Origin of the sequence: Nocardia wallacei (genome assembly GCF_014466955.1) — a bacterium.
Lineage (GTDB): Bacteria > Actinomycetota > Actinomycetes > Mycobacteriales > Mycobacteriaceae > Nocardia > Nocardia wallacei.
In genome coordinates this window covers 6,555,241-6,570,920 of record NZ_AP023396.1, presented here as the reverse complement: position 1 = coordinate 6,570,920, position 15,680 = coordinate 6,555,241, and the positions used below count along the sequence as shown (strand labels likewise).

20 protein-coding genes are annotated in these 15,680 nt (G+C 66.8%); 12 read left to right on the top strand and 8 right to left on the bottom strand.

Features of this window, described 5'->3' with window-relative positions; translation table 11 throughout:
- The first annotated feature begins 133 nt into the window (after positions 1-133).
- Together NWFMUON74_RS29225 and NWFMUON74_RS29220 are read left to right on the top strand one after the other, a co-directional pair.
- Positions 134-994 (top strand): alpha/beta fold hydrolase, encoded by an 861-nt coding sequence (locus NWFMUON74_RS29225; RefSeq protein ID WP_187684953.1) that lies wholly within the window; start codon positions 134-136, stop codon positions 992-994.
- A gap of 67 nt (positions 995-1,061) precedes the next feature.
- Positions 1,062-2,348: an MFS transporter gene (locus tag NWFMUON74_RS29220; protein ID WP_269475297.1), complete on the top strand. Its 1,287-nt coding sequence runs from the start codon at positions 1,062-1,064 to the stop codon at positions 2,346-2,348.
- On the opposite strand, the gene NWFMUON74_RS29215 is transcribed toward NWFMUON74_RS29220, so the two are convergent.
- From NWFMUON74_RS29215 to NWFMUON74_RS29200, 4 genes are all read right to left on the bottom strand, one after another.
- Positions 2,332-3,090: a hypothetical protein gene (locus tag NWFMUON74_RS29215; RefSeq protein WP_187684951.1), complete on the bottom strand. Its 759-nt coding sequence runs from the start codon at positions 3,088-3,090 to the stop codon at positions 2,332-2,334. The genes NWFMUON74_RS29220 and NWFMUON74_RS29215 overlap by 17 nt on opposite strands.
- A complete protein-coding gene (locus NWFMUON74_RS29210; protein WP_187684950.1) occupies positions 3,087-3,767 on the bottom strand; it encodes a TfuA-like protein in 681 nt (226 codons plus the stop codon). Before NWFMUON74_RS29210 ends, NWFMUON74_RS29215 begins: the two co-directional genes overlap by 4 nt.
- Positions 3,767-4,987 carry a YcaO-like family protein gene (locus NWFMUON74_RS29205; protein WP_232111238.1) on the bottom strand — a complete coding sequence of 407 codons (1,221 nt, stop codon included), beginning with the start codon at positions 4,985-4,987 and terminating at the stop codon, positions 3,767-3,769. Before NWFMUON74_RS29205 ends, NWFMUON74_RS29210 begins: the two co-directional genes overlap by 1 nt.
- Before the next feature lie 113 nt (positions 4,988-5,100).
- On the bottom strand, positions 5,101-5,238 hold the full coding sequence (locus tag NWFMUON74_RS29200; protein WP_187684948.1) for a hypothetical protein: 138 nt from the start codon (positions 5,236-5,238) through the stop codon (positions 5,101-5,103).
- Between the two features lie 404 nt (positions 5,239-5,642).
- On the opposite strand from NWFMUON74_RS29200, the gene NWFMUON74_RS29195 reads away from it, so the two are divergent.
- On the top strand, positions 5,643-6,761 hold the full coding sequence (locus NWFMUON74_RS29195; RefSeq protein WP_187684947.1) for an epoxide hydrolase family protein: 1,119 nt from the start codon (positions 5,643-5,645) through the stop codon (positions 6,759-6,761).
- Between the two features lie 39 nt (positions 6,762-6,800).
- Here NWFMUON74_RS29195 and NWFMUON74_RS29190 read toward each other — a convergent pair whose 3' ends face one another.
- Both NWFMUON74_RS29190 and NWFMUON74_RS29185 read right to left on the bottom strand, forming a co-directional pair.
- A complete protein-coding gene (locus NWFMUON74_RS29190; protein WP_187684946.1) occupies positions 6,801-7,376 on the bottom strand; it encodes an isochorismatase family protein in 576 nt (191 codons plus the stop codon).
- Between the two features lie 26 nt (positions 7,377-7,402).
- Positions 7,403-8,713, bottom strand: a complete 1,311-nt coding sequence (locus NWFMUON74_RS29185; protein WP_187684945.1) for a nicotinate phosphoribosyltransferase — start codon at positions 8,711-8,713, stop codon at positions 7,403-7,405.
- Positions 8,714-8,841: 128 nt separating this feature from the next.
- Here NWFMUON74_RS29185 and clpS point away from each other — a divergent pair, with 128 nt between their 5' ends.
- From clpS to rdgB, 9 genes are all read left to right on the top strand, one after another.
- On the top strand, positions 8,842-9,228 hold the full coding sequence (gene clpS, locus NWFMUON74_RS29180) for an ATP-dependent Clp protease adapter ClpS (protein WP_232110665.1): 387 nt from the start codon (positions 8,842-8,844) through the stop codon (positions 9,226-9,228).
- 22 nt (positions 9,229-9,250) lie between these two features.
- Positions 9,251-9,820 (top strand): oxidative stress transcriptional regulator AosR, encoded by a 570-nt coding sequence (gene aosR, locus NWFMUON74_RS29175; RefSeq protein ID WP_187684944.1) that lies wholly within the window; start codon positions 9,251-9,253, stop codon positions 9,818-9,820.
- A gap of 186 nt (positions 9,821-10,006) precedes the next feature.
- On the top strand, positions 10,007-10,429 hold the full coding sequence (locus NWFMUON74_RS29170; protein WP_187684943.1) for a M67 family metallopeptidase: 423 nt from the start codon (positions 10,007-10,009) through the stop codon (positions 10,427-10,429).
- A 49-nt stretch (positions 10,430-10,478) separates the two neighbouring features.
- Complete coding sequence (locus tag NWFMUON74_RS29165; protein ID WP_187684942.1) at positions 10,479-10,760, top strand: MoaD/ThiS family protein; 282 nt, start codon at positions 10,479-10,481, stop codon at positions 10,758-10,760.
- 6 nt (positions 10,761-10,766) lie between these two features.
- Positions 10,767-11,729 carry a PLP-dependent cysteine synthase family protein gene (locus NWFMUON74_RS29160; protein ID WP_187684941.1) on the top strand — a complete coding sequence of 321 codons (963 nt, stop codon included), beginning with the start codon at positions 10,767-10,769 and terminating at the stop codon, positions 11,727-11,729.
- 119 nt (positions 11,730-11,848) lie between these two features.
- Entirely contained in the window at positions 11,849-12,541 is a 693-nt protein-coding gene (locus tag NWFMUON74_RS29155) for a rhomboid family intramembrane serine protease (RefSeq protein ID WP_187689495.1), read from the top strand.
- 68 nt (positions 12,542-12,609) lie between these two features.
- Positions 12,610-13,374: a cyclic nucleotide-degrading phosphodiesterase gene (locus NWFMUON74_RS29150; RefSeq protein ID WP_187689494.1), complete on the top strand. Its 765-nt coding sequence runs from the start codon at positions 12,610-12,612 to the stop codon at positions 13,372-13,374.
- 22 nt (positions 13,375-13,396) lie between these two features.
- On the top strand, positions 13,397-14,161 hold the full coding sequence (gene rph, locus NWFMUON74_RS29145) for a ribonuclease PH (RefSeq protein WP_187684940.1): 765 nt from the start codon (positions 13,397-13,399) through the stop codon (positions 14,159-14,161).
- Positions 14,158-14,772 (top strand): RdgB/HAM1 family non-canonical purine NTP pyrophosphatase, encoded by a 615-nt coding sequence (gene rdgB, locus NWFMUON74_RS29140; protein ID WP_187684939.1) that lies wholly within the window; start codon positions 14,158-14,160, stop codon positions 14,770-14,772. Before rph ends, rdgB begins: the two co-directional genes overlap by 4 nt.
- 10 nt (positions 14,773-14,782) lie before the next feature.
- On the opposite strand, the gene NWFMUON74_RS29135 is transcribed toward rdgB, so the two are convergent.
- Complete coding sequence (locus NWFMUON74_RS29135) at positions 14,783-15,205, bottom strand: DUF3817 domain-containing protein (protein WP_187684938.1); 423 nt, start codon at positions 15,203-15,205, stop codon at positions 14,783-14,785.
- Positions 15,202-15,651: a transcriptional regulator gene (locus NWFMUON74_RS29130; protein WP_232110663.1), complete on the bottom strand. Its 450-nt coding sequence runs from the start codon at positions 15,649-15,651 to the stop codon at positions 15,202-15,204. The genes NWFMUON74_RS29135 and NWFMUON74_RS29130 overlap by 4 nt, the downstream gene beginning before the upstream one ends.
- Positions 15,652-15,680 lie beyond the last annotated feature (29 nt).

Here is a 15,680-nt window from a genome sequence, read left to right as displayed (position 1 = left end):
CAGATTACTGCGCCGGTCCGACAGGCACGCGCGGACTCTCGCGGAATGCGGGGTGGATGAGGCGAACCCGTCCGGGTTGTACGGTATCGGCACGAGCGTCGTCGCTCGATGCTCGCCGGGAAGGGAGTAGCCGATGCATCCGTCGCGGGCGGAGTGGATCGCCGGGGGCGACCATGTGGAGATGGGCGGGCATCGGATCTTTCACCGCCAGGACGGGCCGGAGGACGGTCACCCGGTCACGCTGCTGCACGGTTATCCGACCTCCTCGCACGATTGGGCCCCGGTCCTGCCCGCGCTGATCGAATCCGGTTGCCGGGTAACCACTCTGGACTTCCTGGGGTTCGGCGCCAGCGCCAAGCCGCGTCGGCACGATTACCGCCTCACCGAGCAGGCCACGCTGGTCGAGGAGCTGTGGCGGTACCTGGGCATTCGCGAAACCGCCTTGGTCGCACACGATTACGGCGTCAGCGTCGCGCAGGAACTACTGGCCCGCGACCGCGCCCGCATCACCCGGATGGCCTGGCTGAACGGCGGCCTCTACCCCGACCTGTATCGGCCGCTGCCGGTACAACGCCTGCTCTACACCCGGCTCGGAAAGTTGCTGGGGCCCTTGCTGTCCGAGTCCGCCTACCGCATGTCCCTGCGCCGAATCCTCGGCCGCCCCGTCGCCGAGTCGGACCTGCACCAGATGTGGCTCGCCACGTCGAGCGACGGCGGCAAACGCATCCAATGGCGCCTCAACCGCTACCACGACGAGCGCCGCGCCAACGCCACCCGGTGGCAACAGGCCCTCGAATCCTGTTCCAACCCAACCCTGTTCCTCTGGGGCCCCGCCGACCCCATCAGCGGCGCCCACCTCCTCCCCCGCCTGCGGGAACGCCTCCCCCGAGCCACCTTCGTAGTCCTCGACGACCCCCCACCCACCGGCCACTACCCCCAACTCGAGAACCCCGACGCCACCGCCTCGGCCCTGGCAGAGTTCCTGTCCCCATAGGTGTTCTGCCCCTGGCACAGGCGATGGTTCCACCTGTCGTCGCTACCGCGACTTCTCGCCGACGGGTATGGTGCTTGGCGCGACGCAGGGATTGGGCTACGCGGGGGGAATTGTGACAGAGGGCGGTATTTCGACCCGGCAGGAGTCGGCCGAATCGGATTCGGTCGTTCGGTCGGCTCGCTTCCGGCGAGTGCTCGCAGCCAATACGACCACAATGGTGGGCTCGGCGGCCGCACCGGTGGCCCTGGCCTTCGCCGCGCTGGGCACGGGCGGTGGAGTGACGGCACTAGGAGTAGTGCTGGCGCTCAACGCCGTACCGAGCATCCTATTTCTTCTGTACGGCGGTGTGCTCGCCGATCGGGTCTCGCGATCCGCCCTCCTGGTATATGGTCGCGCCGCGGCGGGAACCATCCAGATGGTTGTCGCCACGCTGGTGCTGAGCGAGCATGCGACGACGTGGTCGCTGGGTGCGCTGGCCTTCCTTTCCGGCTCGGTGTCCGCGTTGATCCGCCCCGCGTCCAACGCGATCTTCAAACAGCTCGTGGCTGCGTCGCAGCTACAACAAGCCAATGCGTTGAACCGGCTGAGTTCCAATATCGTCCGTGTGACAGCACCGGCCGCCGCCGGCGGTACGGTAGCGCTCACGTCGGCGGGCTGGGTCCTGGTTTTCGACGCGCTGACGTTCTATTTGTCGGCCGCACTGATGCATCGCGTAACCCTGAGGGCGACGCCGCGGACGGGGACCACGAGCCCGTGGGAGGATCTGCGAGAAGGCTGGCGCGAGGTGTCCGCCCGTAGTTGGTTGGTCGCCAACATGGCGTTCGGCGCGGTCATCGTCATGCTCTGGCGGGTCGGGTTCGAACTCGCCGGGCCGGCGCTCGCCGCGACTGGATACAGCGGCGCGTCGTCCTGGGGCCTGATGGAGAGCGCATTCGCGGTTGGGCTCGTGCTCGGGGGCTTTGTCTGTCTGCGGTGGAAGCCGCGACGTTTGGCTGTCGTCTCCACTGCGACGAGCGGGACGCTGGCGCTGCCGGTGCTTGCGCTCGCACTGCATTTGCCCTTGGCTATGGTGCTCTCGGCAGCCGTGATCACCGGTGTAGGGCTCGATATCGCGATCGTCACGTGGTCCACAGCCCTCGGACAGCACATCCCCGATGCCGTTCAAGGACGTGTTCAATCGGTGAATTCGATCGGCGAACTCTCCGTTGTGCCGGTCGGCTACGCCGTGGTCGCGGCCGTCGGGCCACATCTGTCCATGTACTTGATAGCCGGGATTGCCGCGGTCGGGATCGTGACGGCGACCGCCTGCAACCTGATGATCCGGTCCCTCTGGACGATCAACCGATTGGCATGACGTTCTCCGACAGTTCGTGCCAGACGACCTGGCCCATGACGCTCAGCCCGACCGAACCGGCACAGAGGTCCAGCGATTCACGGGCGTAGCTGCCGTAGGTGAGTGCCGAGCCGAGCCGGTACGGGGTGTCGAATCCGAAGTAGCGGCCGCACGCGACAGCGAAGTGCGCAGCGAAGACAACTGTTCGCAGAGTCTTGTCGCCAGTTCCCGAGGGGAGGATGAACCGTCTCCTGTCCCTGCCGTTATCGATGTCCGCGATTTCACAGATCAGGCCCATCCAGACATGGGCGTATTCGTGGATGAGTGCCGTAGTGAGAAGATCCTGCGATTCGAACGCTCGGTATCCCAGGGCGATAGTCTGCGGCACCAGCGGGTTGCTGGCGTTGACGACTGCAGGGTCGTCCGGCACGACAAACTGTACCGGAATATGTAACAGCGATTCCCAGGTCGGCTCTCGTGCAATTATCGCGCGTCGCGTGCGGTCGATCCGGGCTATTTGGGCAGGCATCAGACCTGGGCATTTACGCCAACGCTCGTGCAGTGAACGATAGTGTGGTTCGGTCAGATAGCGCACGCCCGCATCCGGTGTCAGGTAACCGCTTCCCTCGGTGTGCTGGGCATGTCCGAGCGCCGACTGCCGTTTCGCGGCGACCAGAGACGAGACAATCTTCGCGCGGAAGGTATCGGAAATAAATGGTAGGCCGCCGAGATGTCGACGGAGTGTTTCCCTGTCCGAGATCATCGTTGTGTGATCACCGCTCGGGTCCAGATACGGCTTCGGACGAAAGTATCGAAGTCTTCTGTTTTGATCCGGAACCTGTCGAAGCCTTCGAGAAGTTTGTGTATCTCATCGACCTCACGGCCGGTGGTCACGACGAGTTCGGACCGGAGCGCCGCCAGAGACCGATCGCCGAACCAACGTCTTTTCATTTTGTCGATCACGGCCGCCGCGTCGTCTGCCTCGAGAAAATTGGTCGATACCATGTGCCCGAGAAATTCACGAATGTGAACCAGCGGCTCGCTGAACGGCCGATAAGGCGGCTCTTCCTCGTGCAAGAGAGTGACCTCGTCATCGGTAAATTCCGGATCCGACGCATACCTGTCGAAAACCCTTCCGAAGCCACGCATACCCAGCAGCTGCATCTCCGCCGCGCGAATCGCGCCCATGGAGGACAGGCCCCAGACGGACCAACCCGCTTCCAAAGCTTCGCGGATCTCCACATGGCCGACCGCGGGAGCACTGTAGAACAGGCCGTCGACGATCACGATGGTCGACGGCTCTTCTCGAGCGACCAGTGCCGGAATATCGAAACGCTTGATCGGTGTATGGATCGACACCTCGGCCTCGGCCGCAAGTCGTCGAAGAGCGGCTGATCCGTTACCGGTCGGTCCCACAAAGAAGTGTACGGAGTTGTTCATCACAAGTCGCTCACGAACTGGGCCAAGCGCGGCCCGACGCGATGGAAGTCCGGTTTGAAGTGTTCCAGGCCGGGTGCGATGACACGAACCACCGCGAGCGGTACATCGGGTGGCGACAGGACGTAGCGGTACACCCGTTCGATCCCGCTCCTACCGAGCTTGTCTCGTAGCAATCCCAGCGCATCGTCGATTGATTCGGTCATGTGCGACGTCGTCGTAGACACCGAATCGAACGACATACTCCGCGCCTGGTCGGTAACGCGCGATCGCGAGATCGCGACGGCGCGGAGTTCGGCGGCCCGACCGTCGAGTCCTTCGAATTTCGAATATCTGTCGATGATGTCGTCCCGGCCGCCATGGATGAAGGTCAAACGTGACTGAGCGGCCTCGCTGATCGCTCGCACCGCTGAGATGCCGACGTCGAGATGCAGACCTACTCCGGTGGAAATCGCAATCGGAGCAAAATCTTGCTGTTCCAGTATGTGTGCTTGAAAGTAAGGCAGCTCATACTCGTTGGGGGCGTAGCGTAGTGTTACCGTCAGATCGGCCGCCACGATACGCTCGACAAGTGCCGCGACATCCTCGGGGACACCGACAGTGTCCGGTTGTACGGGCACATAGTATGAGCTCGGATTTATGTACTGGTAGGAAGTAACATCGCGTTCGATCAATTCGCAAAGGCCGTGCAGAGATGCTTCCTCGACCGTGTTTCCGGAAGCCAGTCCGTTCGTGCTCGTCCCGTAGATGGCCTGGCCGGCATTGTCGGTGAAGGGATTGAAGACAAGCTCTGCGGGGATCATGGCGGACTCGCCCGAAAAGATTTCGGTTGCCTCGACGCACGCGATCGGTTTATCGGCATCAATTCTGCGTCCCAACACCGGACACAAGGAGAGAAGCGAATGCGGAAACGAGGGTTGACCTTGCACCTGGTATGGCAGGAGCAGGTCGACAGCATCCAGGTGTCGCGATGATTCAGCGAATGCGAACTCGATCGCCTCCATGTATGCGCCGACCTGCGCTTCCTTCGGCCAGCGACCTTTTCCGGCGTTTACTGCCAATGAGCGCCGGTGTGCGCCGGGGCGGATACTCGCATATACCGGAATCCCGATTCGGTCCAGCCACGTCGTATCCGTTACCCTCGTTATGTGCAATTGTCGTGCGACGGCCTGTGCTTTTCGGAGAGTCTCGTCCAGAGAAGCTGTCCGAATACTCGATGTCATTCTGTGTGATGCCAACGGATTCAGCTTGCCCACCCCAATCGTACCGTCGAACAGTAGTACTGGGTACGAGTGGGCCGATTCTGCCCACTCGTACCAGTTACTGCTCGATCGGATCAGCCTTCGAACTTGTTGTCTGCTTCGGCCACCGCATGATGTGAGGCATCGACGAGGCCATTTCCGTCGAGCAGAGACTTCAGCCGCGCCTCGGTCTCCAGGGTGAAGTTCATTGCGTCGTCGGTCAATATTGCCATTGCGCATCACCTTTCACTTGCATAATTCGGGATAATCCCGCTGACGTGTTCCAATAAAGCTCCCGGTAATGCATCGCATCAATGTGATGTGTTTCATATAGCTTGTCGGGGTGCATTGTGTGTCTTCCCGAGGGGCGACGACCGCATGTTGCGCCCTTCGGTTGCTTGTTTGTTGCGGGCGGGTGCTCGCCTGCTGAAGGTGGTGTTCCTTGTCGCTGTGCGGGTTTGCCGTGATGCGGCGGTCGTGCCGGACGTTGTATGTCGGGATGAGGGGTGGCTCCGGCCGGTAGCGGCTGTACCGCCGTCCGCTCCGGACGGCTACGGGTTGGAACGGAACGATCCATTCTGCTATGCTGGCGTCAGAACAGAACGAAGCATTCCGTTCTGGTGAGTAAGGAGACATCATGAGTGAGATCCGTTCCTTCCGTATCGAGGTTCCGCAGGCCGAGCTGGACGACCTGAACTACCGGCTGGCGCATGCTCGGTTCGCGGACGAATTGCCTGCGGAGCGGGTGGCGGGGCAGGTCGATGTCGGGATTCCGGTGCCGGCGGGGTGGGAGTACGGGGTGCCGGGGGCGTTCGTGCGGCCGCTGGTGCGGCGGTGGCTGGCGGAGTTCGATTGGCGGGCGGTGGAGGCGAAGCTGAACGAGTATCCGCACTTCGTCACCGAGATCGACGGGCAGACAATCCATTTCGTGCATGTGCGGTCGGCGAATCCGGAGGCCACGCCGCTGATGTTGACCCACGGCTGGCCGAGTTCCTTCGTGGAGTACCTCGGGCTGGTCGAGCGGCTGGGCGACGAGTTCCATCTGGTGATCCCGTCCTACCCCGGCTTCACGTTCTCGGGGCCGACCACCGATCGGGGATGGACGCCGGAGCGGATGGCGGCCGCCTATGTGGAGCTGATGCGGCGGCTGGGGTACGAGCGCTACGGCGTGCACGGCAACGACGGCGGCGCCATCGTCTCACCGGAGATGGGTCGGCTGGCCCCAGGCAATGTGATCGGCGTGCACGTCAACCAGATCTTCTCGTTCCCGAAGGGTGAACCGGGGGAGCTGGACGGCCTCAGCGAACAGGAGCTGATGGGCGTGCAATTCGGGCAGAAGTTCCTGGAGCACTCCATCCACGACTTCGCGCAGCGCGCGCAGCCGCAGACGCTGGCGCACGGGCTGTCGGATTCCCCCGTCGGCCAACTCGCCTGGAGCGGTCAGCTGCTGGCCAGCCTCGACCCCGACGACATCCTCACCAACGTCGCCCTCTACTGGTTCACCAACACCTCGGCGTCCTCGGCCCGCTTCTACTTCGAGACCGCCCACGGCGAGCACGCCACCGAACCGACCACCGTGCCGCTCGGGCTGTCCTCCTTCGGCTACGACTTCCGGGCGCCGCGTAAGTTCGCCGAACGCGACCACGCCAACATCGTGCAGTGGAACGAATACACCGAGGGCGGCCACTGGGCGGCCTACGAGGTACCCGACCTCCTGGCGGCCGATATCCGCGGGTTCTTCGCGAAGCTGGGGTAGCACCGCGCGATCCGGCCTCGCCGCGCGTCGGCGGGGCCGTCAGCGTTCCAGCTCGCCCGCCAGTTCGATACCGGCCCCGCGCATCTGCGCGAGGGCATCGGCGGCCGTGCCCGGGGCGACGGCCGCGGTGAGCCCCAGCAGCACCCGGGTGTCGAAACCCGCGGCGCGGGCGTCCAGCGCGGTGGCACGCACACAGTGGTCGGTGGCGATACCGCACACGTCGACGGTGTCGATGTCGTTGGCGCGCAACCAGTCCGCGAGGGGAGTGCCGTCGGCGGCGGCGCCCTCGAAACCCGAATAGGCCGCGCTGTATTCGCCTTTGGAGAAGATCTCCTCGATCGGGCCGAGATCGAGGTTCGGATGGAACTCGGCGCCCGGCGTCCCGACGCGGCAGTGCGGCGGCCAGGTGCCGACATAGTCGGGGTCGTCGGAGAAATGCGCGCCCGGGTCGATGTGATGGTCGCGGGTCGCCACGACGGCGGCGTAGTCGGAGTCACCCTGGTCACCCAGGTACTCACTGATCCGCCGGGCCACCGCGGCGCCGCCCGCGACGGCCAGCGAGCCGCCCTCGCAGAAATCGTTCTGAACGTCGACGACGATGAGTGCTCTGGTCATGTTTCGCACCTCAGGTTCGGTGCCCTTCATTGTAGGAAGGTGGTCGGGATCGCGGGTTCCCCGGCCGACAGTTTCAAACCCTCCCAGGGCAGGCTGACCCGGCCACGGGCGACCAGGTCCCGAGCCTGTGACAGGCCGGGCCGATCGTCGACGATCGCGCCCGCGCGGACCAGCGGAACCAGCAGCTCGCGCAGCTCGAAGTCGCCGGGATCGGGGCGCGGCCCGGCGGCCGGGTACACGATCTCCTCCACGATCGTTCCGGTCTCGCGCGACAACCGCACCGCCAGTTTGGTACCGCCGCGCGACTCCTTGTGACTGCTGCGCTTGGCGACCGGCACGCCCTCCACCTCGACCAGCTTGTAGACCATTCCGGCGGTCGGCGCGCCGGATCCGGTGACCAGCGCGGTGCCCACGCCGTACGCGTCGACCGGTTCGGCGCGCAGTCCGGCGATGGAGTACTCGTCCAGATCTCCCGACACCACGATCCGGGTCCGGGTCGCCCCGAGCGCGTCGAGCTGCTCGCGCACCTGCCGGGCCAGAACGCCGAGATCGCCGGAGTCGATGCGCACCCCGCCCAGTTCGGGCCCGGCCACCTCGATGGCGGTGGCCACGCCCTGGGTGATGTCGAAGGTGTCGACCAGCAGCGTGGTGCCGATGCCGAGCACCTCGAGCTGGCTGCGGAATGCCGCCGCCTCGTGCTGACCGTCCGGCCCGCTGTGCAGCAGCGTGAACGCGTGCGCGCTGGTGCCCGCGCCGGGTACGCCGTAGCGGCGCACCGCTTCAAGATTCGAGGTCGCGTCGAAACCTGCCAGGTAGGCGGCGCGGGCGCAGGCCGGCGCGGCCAGTTCGTGGGTGCGCCGGGATCCCATCTCGATCATCCGGCGGCCGTCCGCGACGCTGACCATGCGGGCCGCCGCGGCGGCGATCGCGCTGTCGTGGTTGAGGATCGACAGGATCAGCGTCTCCAGCACGACGCATTCGGCGAAATCGCCCCGCACCGACAGGATCGGCGAGCCCGGGAAGTAGAGGTCGCCCTCGCGGTAGCCGTCGATATCACCGGAGAACCGGTAGTCGCGCAGCCACGCCAGCGTGCGGTCGTCGAGGAAACCGGCGGCGACGTCGAGTTCGGCCGCGCCGAACCGGAATTCGGCCAGCGCGTCGAGCAACCGGCCGGTGCCCGCGACCACGCCGTAGCGCCGACCAGGTGGCAACCTCCTGGCGAATACCTCGAAGGTGCACTGCCGCCGGGCCGAGCCGTCGGCCAGCGCGGCCGCCAGCATGGTCAGTTCGTACTGGTCGGTCAGCAGCGCGGTGCTGGGTGCCGAGGCGGTGTCCACGCCGCCACTGTAGCCAGCCGGCTCGCCCGCGCGGGTCCCGGATGTGGCTGGGAAGAAGCACGAATCGGCTACCGGCGGGTGTTGTTTATCCGGGGCCGAGTCGTACCCTGAGGGTTATGGGACTGTGCATGAACCACGCTGTCCGGGTCGCTGCCGGTCCGGTCGGCGCGAACGTGACCGCGGTGCACACGACGCGCCTCGCGGGCATCGCCACCGTGCGGCTTTCGGCGCCGCAGGCGACTCCGGAGACCGTCGAGGCCACCGAGATCCTGGAGGCCGAGGACCGGCCGTGGGTCACGGTGGTCTGGGACGATCCGGTGAACCTGATGCACTACGTCACCTACATATTCCAGAAGCTGTTCGGCTACAGCAAAGCCAAGGCAACCGAGTTGATGCTCAAGGTGCACAACGAGGGCAAGGCGGTGGTTTCGTCCGGTTCCCGCGACAGGATGGAGCACGACGTGCAGCGACTACACGCGGCCGGGCTCTGGGCCACCATGCAGCGTGACGACTGACCGGGACGACTACCGTAGCCCCGTGCGCAAGTGGAGCAGGAAGAACTCGCTGAGCGGGCTCAAGCTGCGGTCGGAGATGGAAGCGCGGGAGGCGGAGGTGCTGCGCTCGCTGGTGGGCGCGGTGACCGGCCTGCTGACCGACCGGGCGGAGTCCGCGCCCGAGGACGATCTCGCCGCGCTCACCGGGCTACGCAGCGGCAACACGAGTCCCCCGGACGATCCGCGGCTGGCGCGGCTGCTGCCGGACTTCCACCGGCCCGAGCCCGGCTCGCCCGACGCCGACCGCGCCGATCTCAACAGCGCCCTGCGCGGGCTGCACGAGCCCGACATCATCGAGGCCAAGGTGGCCGCGGGCGGTGTGGTGCTCGAGACCCTGCCCGCGACGGGCGGCAAGATCGTGCTCACCCCCGAACAGGCCGACGCCTGGCTGACCGCCCTCAACGACGTGCGGCTGGCGCTGGGCACCGCCCTCGGCATCGAGAACGACACCCCCGATCAGCTCGATCTTGACGACCCGCGGGCGCCGCACCTGGACGTCTACCACTGGCTCACCTGGATGCAGGATTCCCTGCTGCAAGCCTTGGCGCCGTGATCCGAATTCGAATCTCGCTGCGCGCAACTATTGACAGTGACGTCGACTAGCACATTTTCCGATCCGGCGCGGGAAATTCGGGGGCTGCGGCCGTCCGGCGGGGAATAGGTGCATATTCTGGGCCGTTGACGACAGCGTTTCGACTTCGTGGCGCGTGCGTCGGGTGTGAGCGGAAGGATTTCGACTGTGCTGGTGATCAGGGCCGACCTCGTCGATGCGATGGTGGCGCACGCGCGCGCCGACCACCCGGACGAAGCCTGCGGCATCATCGCCGGGCCCGAGGGATCCGACCGCCCCGAGCGATTCGTCGCGATGCTGAACGCCGAACGATCGCCGACGTTCTACCGCTTCGACTCCGGCGAGCAGCTGCGGGTCTGGCGCGAGATGGACGACCGTGACGAGGAACCGGTGGTCGTCTACCACTCCCACACCGCGACCGAGGCCTATCCCAGCCGTACCGACATCTCCTACGCCGCCGAGCCCAACGCCCATTACGTACTGGTCTCCACGCGCGACCCGGAACAGCACGAACTGCGCAGCTACCGGATCGTGGACGGCGTGGTGACCGAGGAACCGGTGCGGATCGTGCCCGAATACTCGACCGTCTGAGCCCGTCCGCATCCGGAACACCGTCCCGACAGCAAGCAAGGAGCACCCCATGCCGGTAACCGTGTCCATCCCGACCATCATGCGCACCCACACCGGTGGCGAGAAGCGCGTGCAGGCCACCGGCGCCACCCTCGCCGCGGTGATCGACGACCTGGAGAACAACTACTCCGGGCTGAAGGAGCGGCTGCTGTCGGACGGCAAGCTCAACCGCTACGTCAACATCTACGTCGACGACGAGGACGTGCGGTTCGCCGGCGGTCTCGCGGCCGAGGTACCCGAAGGCGGCACCGTGACGATCCTGCCCGCCGTCGCCGGCGGCGCGGCGCGCTGAGTTCCCGTGGCGCGCTACGACTCCCTGATCGACACCCTCGGTAACACGCCGCTGGTCGGCCTGCGCCGGTTGTCGCCGAAGTGGGACGGGGCGGACCACGTGCGGCTGTGGGCCAAGCTCGAGGACCACAACCCGACCGGCTCCATCAAGGACCGCCCCGCGCTGCGGATGATCGAGCGCGCCGAGGCGGACGGGACGCTGCGGCCCGGCTGCACGATCCTCGAGCCGACCAGCGGCAACACCGGTATCTCCCTGGCCATGGCGGCCAAGCTCAAGGGCTATCGCGTGGTATGCGTGATGCCGGAGAACACCTCGGTGGAGCGGCGTCAGCTGCTGACCATGTTCGGCGCCGAGATCATCGATTCGCCGGCGGCCGGTGGCTCCAATCAGGCAGTGGCGCAAGCGAAGCGGATCGCGGCGGAGAACCCCGACTGGGTGATGCTGTACCAGTACGGCAACCCCGCCAACGCCCTCGCGCACTACGAGGGAACCGGCCCGGAGATCCTGGCGGACCTGCCGGAGATCACGCACTTCGTCGCGGGCCTGGGCACCACCGGGACGCTGATGGGCACCGGGCGCTTCCTGCGCGAGAAGGTGCCGTCCATCGACATCGTCGCGGCCGAGCCGCGCTACGGCGAACTGGTCTACGGGCTGCGCAACCTGGACGAGGGATTCGTGCCCGAGCTGTACGACGAATCCGTACTGACCTCGCGATTCTCGGTCGGCCCCTACGACGCCGTGCGGCGGACCCGGGAACTGGTCGGCGAGGAGGGCATCTTCGCGGGCATCTCCACGGGCGCGATTCTGCACGCGGCCCTGGGCGTGGGCACCAAGGCGCTGAAGGCGGGGCAGCGGGCGGATATCGCGTTCGTGGTCGCCGACGGCGGCTGGAAGTATCTGTCAACCGGGGCATACGAGGGCACGCTCGAGGAAGCCGAGGACAAATTGGACGGGCAACTCTGGGCCTAGGCCGATTCGGCGGGCCCGGCGCGTTCATCGGTACGCTCGGAGGTGCGGCGGCCGGTCGCAGAGGGGGCCGGTACCGCCACGAGGTCTTCGCGAGGAGGTGGTGGCCCGTGACCGCAGGAATGGGTTCGTCGTTCGATCCCGATCGGATCGCGGCCCGGCGCGGGCCGCAGGGGAAATCGCCGCTCGCGCAGCGGGGCGACTCGTCCGCGGCGCTGAAACTGTTGTGGCAGCGCGCGATCGCGCTCACCCTCGGCTTCGTCGTGCTGCTCTACGGCATCGAAGGCGTCGACACCGCCACCGGTGAACGGCTGGAGCAGGAGGGCGTGCGCCCGCGCACCACCGACGGGCTGACCGGAATCCTGTTCGCGCCGGTGCTGCACGACAATTGGGCGCATCTGATCGGCAACACCCTGCCGGTGCTCGTGCTCGGCCTGCTGACGCTGCTCACCGGGATCGGCCGCGGCCTGGCGGCCACCGCCATCATCTGGCTGATCGGTGGTTTCGGGACCTGGCTGATCGCGGATCCGAACTCGGTGCACGTCGGCGCGTCGGTGCTGGTGTTCGGGTGGCTCACCTACCTGGTCTCCCGCGGGTTCTTCGCGCGCAACCTCTGGCAGATGCTGATCGGCCTGGTCGTGGGATTGCTGTACGGGTCGATCCTGTGGGGAGTGCTGCCCGGGCAGCCCGGAATCTCTTGGCAAGGACATCTTTTCGGGGCGGTGGGTGGACTGGTTGCCGGCTGGGTACTCTCTGGGGATGAACGTCGTCGTCGCCGCGGGGGTAGTGTCGGCCGCCCCGCGTCGCCGGGATGATCGCGGAGCCCGGCCGGTGTTTGGGGGATCCCCTCTTGAGTGAGAATTCAGCGTGGCAGCATGGGGGAATGCGCCTCACCGTCCTCGGGTGTTCGGGCAGTGTGTCCGGCCCGGATTCCCCCGCGTCGGGTTATCTGCTCACCGGTCCGGACATGACACCGACGGTGATCGATTTCGGTCCCGGCATTCTGGGCGCCCTGCAGCGCTATCTGGACCCGGGCGAGGTCGACATCTTCCTCACCCACCTGCACGCCGACCACTGCCTGGATCTGCCCGGCCTGCTGGTCTGGCGGCGCTACCACCCGAACCCGCCGAGCGGCCGCGCGATCGTGTACGGCCCCTCGGATTCCGCGCTGCGCATCGGCAACGCGTCGGCCGAGATCGGCGGCGAATGCGACGACTGGTCCGACGTCATCGATATGCGGCCGTGGTCGGAGGGCGAGCAGATCACCTTCGGCCCCGGGCACACCGTGGTCGCCAGGCGCATGTTCCACCCGCCGGAGTCCTACGGCCTGCGGCTCACCACGGCGTCCGGCCGGGTCCTGGTGTACACCGGCGACACCGCGCTGTGCCCGGCGGTCTTCGAACTAGCGCAGGGCGCCGACGTGCTGTTGTCGGAGGCATCATGGACGCACGATCCGGCCAATCGACCGCCGGGCATCCACCTGTCCGGCGCCGAGGCCGGCGAGATCGCCACCCGGGCCGGTGTGGGTGAGTTGCTGCTGACCCACATCCCGCCGTGGACCTCCCGCGAGGACGTGATCGCGGAGGCGAAGGAACAGTTCAGCGGCCCCGTGCACGCCGTGTCGCCGGGCGAGGTCATCGAGATCTGAGCGGCCCACTAGGCTGCTGTTCGTGTCGAGACGAGCCGATGGCAGGGCGGACGACGAACTCCGCGAGGTCCGGATCACCCGTGGGTTCACCACGCATCCAGCGGGTTCGGTGCTGGTGGAGTTCGGGCAGACGCGGGTGATGTGCACCGCCAGTGTCACCGAGGGGGTGCCGCCGTGGCGGCGTGACTCCGGATTGGGTTGGCTCACAGCCGAATACGCGATGTTGCCCGCGGCCACCCACACCCGTAGCGGCCGGGAGTCGGTGAAGGGCAAGGTCGGTGGGCGCACCCAGGAGATCAGCCGGTTGGTCGGGCGCTCGCTGCGGGCCTGCATCGACCTGGCCGCGATCGGCGAGAACACCATCGCGCTGGACTGCGATGTGCTGCAGGCCGACGGCGGTACCCGCACGGCCGCCATCACCGGCGCGTACGTGGCGCTGGCCGACGCCGTCACCTATCTTGGCGCGGCCGGGCAACTGGCCGACCCCCAGCCCATCTCGTGCATGATCGCCGCGGTGAGCGTGGGCGTGGTCGACGGCCGGGTGCGGCTGGACCTGCCCTACGAGGAGGACTCGCGCGCCGAGGTCGACATGAACGTGGTGGCCACCGATACGGGCACGCTGGTGGAGATCCAGGGCACCGGCGAGGGCGCCACCTTCCCGCGTTCCACGCTGGACAAGCTGCTCGATTCCGCGCTGGCCGGGTGCGAGCGACTGTTCGAGGTGCAGCGGGAGGCGCTGGCGCTGCCGTACCCCGGTGCGCTGCCGGAGCCCGGGAAGCGGAAGTGACCGCGGCGCGGCGCGTGCTGGTCGCCAGCCGCAATACTAAGAAACTCGACGAATTGCGGCGCATTCTCGCCGAAGCCGGTATCGAGGGCGTCGAGATCGTGGGCCTGGACGAGGTGCCGCCCTATCCGGAGGCTCCCGAGACGGGCGCGACCTTCGAGGAGAACGCGCTGGCCAAGGCACGTGACGGCGCGGCAGCCACCGGATTGCCCTGTGTCGCGGACGATTCCGGTCTCGCGGTGGACGCGCTCAACGGTATGCCAGGCGTGCTGTCGGCGCGGTGGTCCGGGCGCCACGGCGACGACACCGCCAACAACGACCTGCTCCTGGCGCAATTGTCCGACGTTCCCGACGAGCGGCGCGGGGCACGGTTCGTCTCCGCGTGCGCCCTGGTCGCCGACGGCCACGAGGTCGTCACGGTCGGCGAATGGCCCGGGGTGATTCGTCGGGAGCCCCTCGGCGACAACGGCTTCGGCTACGATCCGCTGTTCGTCCCGGACGGCGAGACCCGCACCTCGGCCCAGCTCACCCCCGCCGAGAAGGACGCCGCCTCCCACCGCGGCCGCGCCCTGCGCGCCCTACTCCCCGCCTTGGCCGAATTGGCTGGAGCGTGACGGGCAATGGTCAGAGGTTGTAGGAGGCCCGGACCTGTCGGGTGCGGTAGTGCTCGCAGACGAAGGACAGGAACGGGATGGTGCCGGCCAGCGCGGTGATCACCGTGGTGCCGGGCTTCCAGCGGGTCTTGATCGCCAGATCGATGGTGAAGACCAGGTACAGCATGTAGAAGATGCCGTGGATCTGGCCGACATAGAACAGCCAGTGCGGCGCCGTGCTGCTGTCCGCGAGCAGCAGGTACTTGTAGACCATCTCGGCGCAGAGCAGCAGCAGCCACACGCCGGTGATGTAGGCCAGCACCCGGTACCGGGTGAGCGCCGAGCGGATGCGCGCGGTGCTCGCCCCGGCGCCGTCGAGGGGTTGGCCCGCGGGCGCGGCGGCGGCGCGGCTCGTGCTCGCTGTGGTGTCGGTGGAGTTCTCGGCGGCGCTCAACCGGCGCTCCTCTCGAATGAGGCGATGGATGACGGGTGGGGAGACGGCGTGGTCCTCGCGCCGGGTGGGCCGCTCGTGTCCTGGGCGTTCAGCTGCGCCAGGTAACGGTTGTACTCGGCGAGGACCGGATCGTCGTCGCGGCGCGCGGTCGGCCGTTCGGGCAGGATGCCGGGTGGAATTTCGCGCTGCACAACGGGTTTCGCCGACTCGGTCGCGTCCTCGCCCTGTTCCTCCGCCGCGGTCTCGCGCTCGAGGCGCACGAACCGGAAGTAGGCGAACACCACGAACCCCGCGAACAGCGGCCATTGCAGGGCGTAACCGAGATTCTGCGCCGTGCCGGTCGACGATTCGAACCGGCCCCACTGCCACCAGCCGAGCGCCAGGCAGACCAGCGTGGCGACGATCACCAGGATGATCAGAGCCGGGTGGCGGTGGGGAGCGGACACGCCTACCACGGTACTCGTCTACTACACGG

Coding starts and splice junctions, on each gene's coding strand:
- NWFMUON74_RS29225 (WP_187684953.1), top strand. CDS start 134: ATGCATCCGTCGCGGGCGGAGTGGATCGCCGGGGGCGACCATGTGGAG.
- NWFMUON74_RS29220 (WP_269475297.1), top strand. CDS start 1,062: ATGGTGCTTGGCGCGACGCAGGGATTGGGCTACGCGGGGGGAATTGTG.
- NWFMUON74_RS29215 (WP_187684951.1), bottom strand. CDS start 3,090: ATGATCTCGGACAGGGAAACACTCCGTCGACATCTCGGCGGCCTACCA.
- NWFMUON74_RS29210 (WP_187684950.1), bottom strand. CDS start 3,767: ATGAACAACTCCGTACACTTCTTTGTGGGACCGACCGGTAACGGATCA.
- NWFMUON74_RS29205 (WP_232111238.1), bottom strand. CDS start 4,987: ATGACATCGAGTATTCGGACAGCTTCTCTGGACGAGACTCTCCGAAAA.
- NWFMUON74_RS29200 (WP_187684948.1), bottom strand. CDS start 5,238: ATGGCAATATTGACCGACGACGCAATGAACTTCACCCTGGAGACCGAG.
- NWFMUON74_RS29195 (WP_187684947.1), top strand. CDS start 5,643: ATGAGTGAGATCCGTTCCTTCCGTATCGAGGTTCCGCAGGCCGAGCTG.
- NWFMUON74_RS29190 (WP_187684946.1), bottom strand. CDS start 7,376: ATGACCAGAGCACTCATCGTCGTCGACGTTCAGAACGATTTCTGCGAG.
- clpS (WP_232110665.1), top strand. CDS start 8,842: ATGAACCACGCTGTCCGGGTCGCTGCCGGTCCGGTCGGCGCGAACGTG.
- NWFMUON74_RS29165 (WP_187684942.1), top strand. CDS start 10,479: ATGCCGGTAACCGTGTCCATCCCGACCATCATGCGCACCCACACCGGT.
- NWFMUON74_RS29155 (WP_187689495.1), top strand. CDS start 11,849: ATGGGTTCGTCGTTCGATCCCGATCGGATCGCGGCCCGGCGCGGGCCG.
- NWFMUON74_RS29150 (WP_187689494.1), top strand. CDS start 12,610: ATGCGCCTCACCGTCCTCGGGTGTTCGGGCAGTGTGTCCGGCCCGGAT.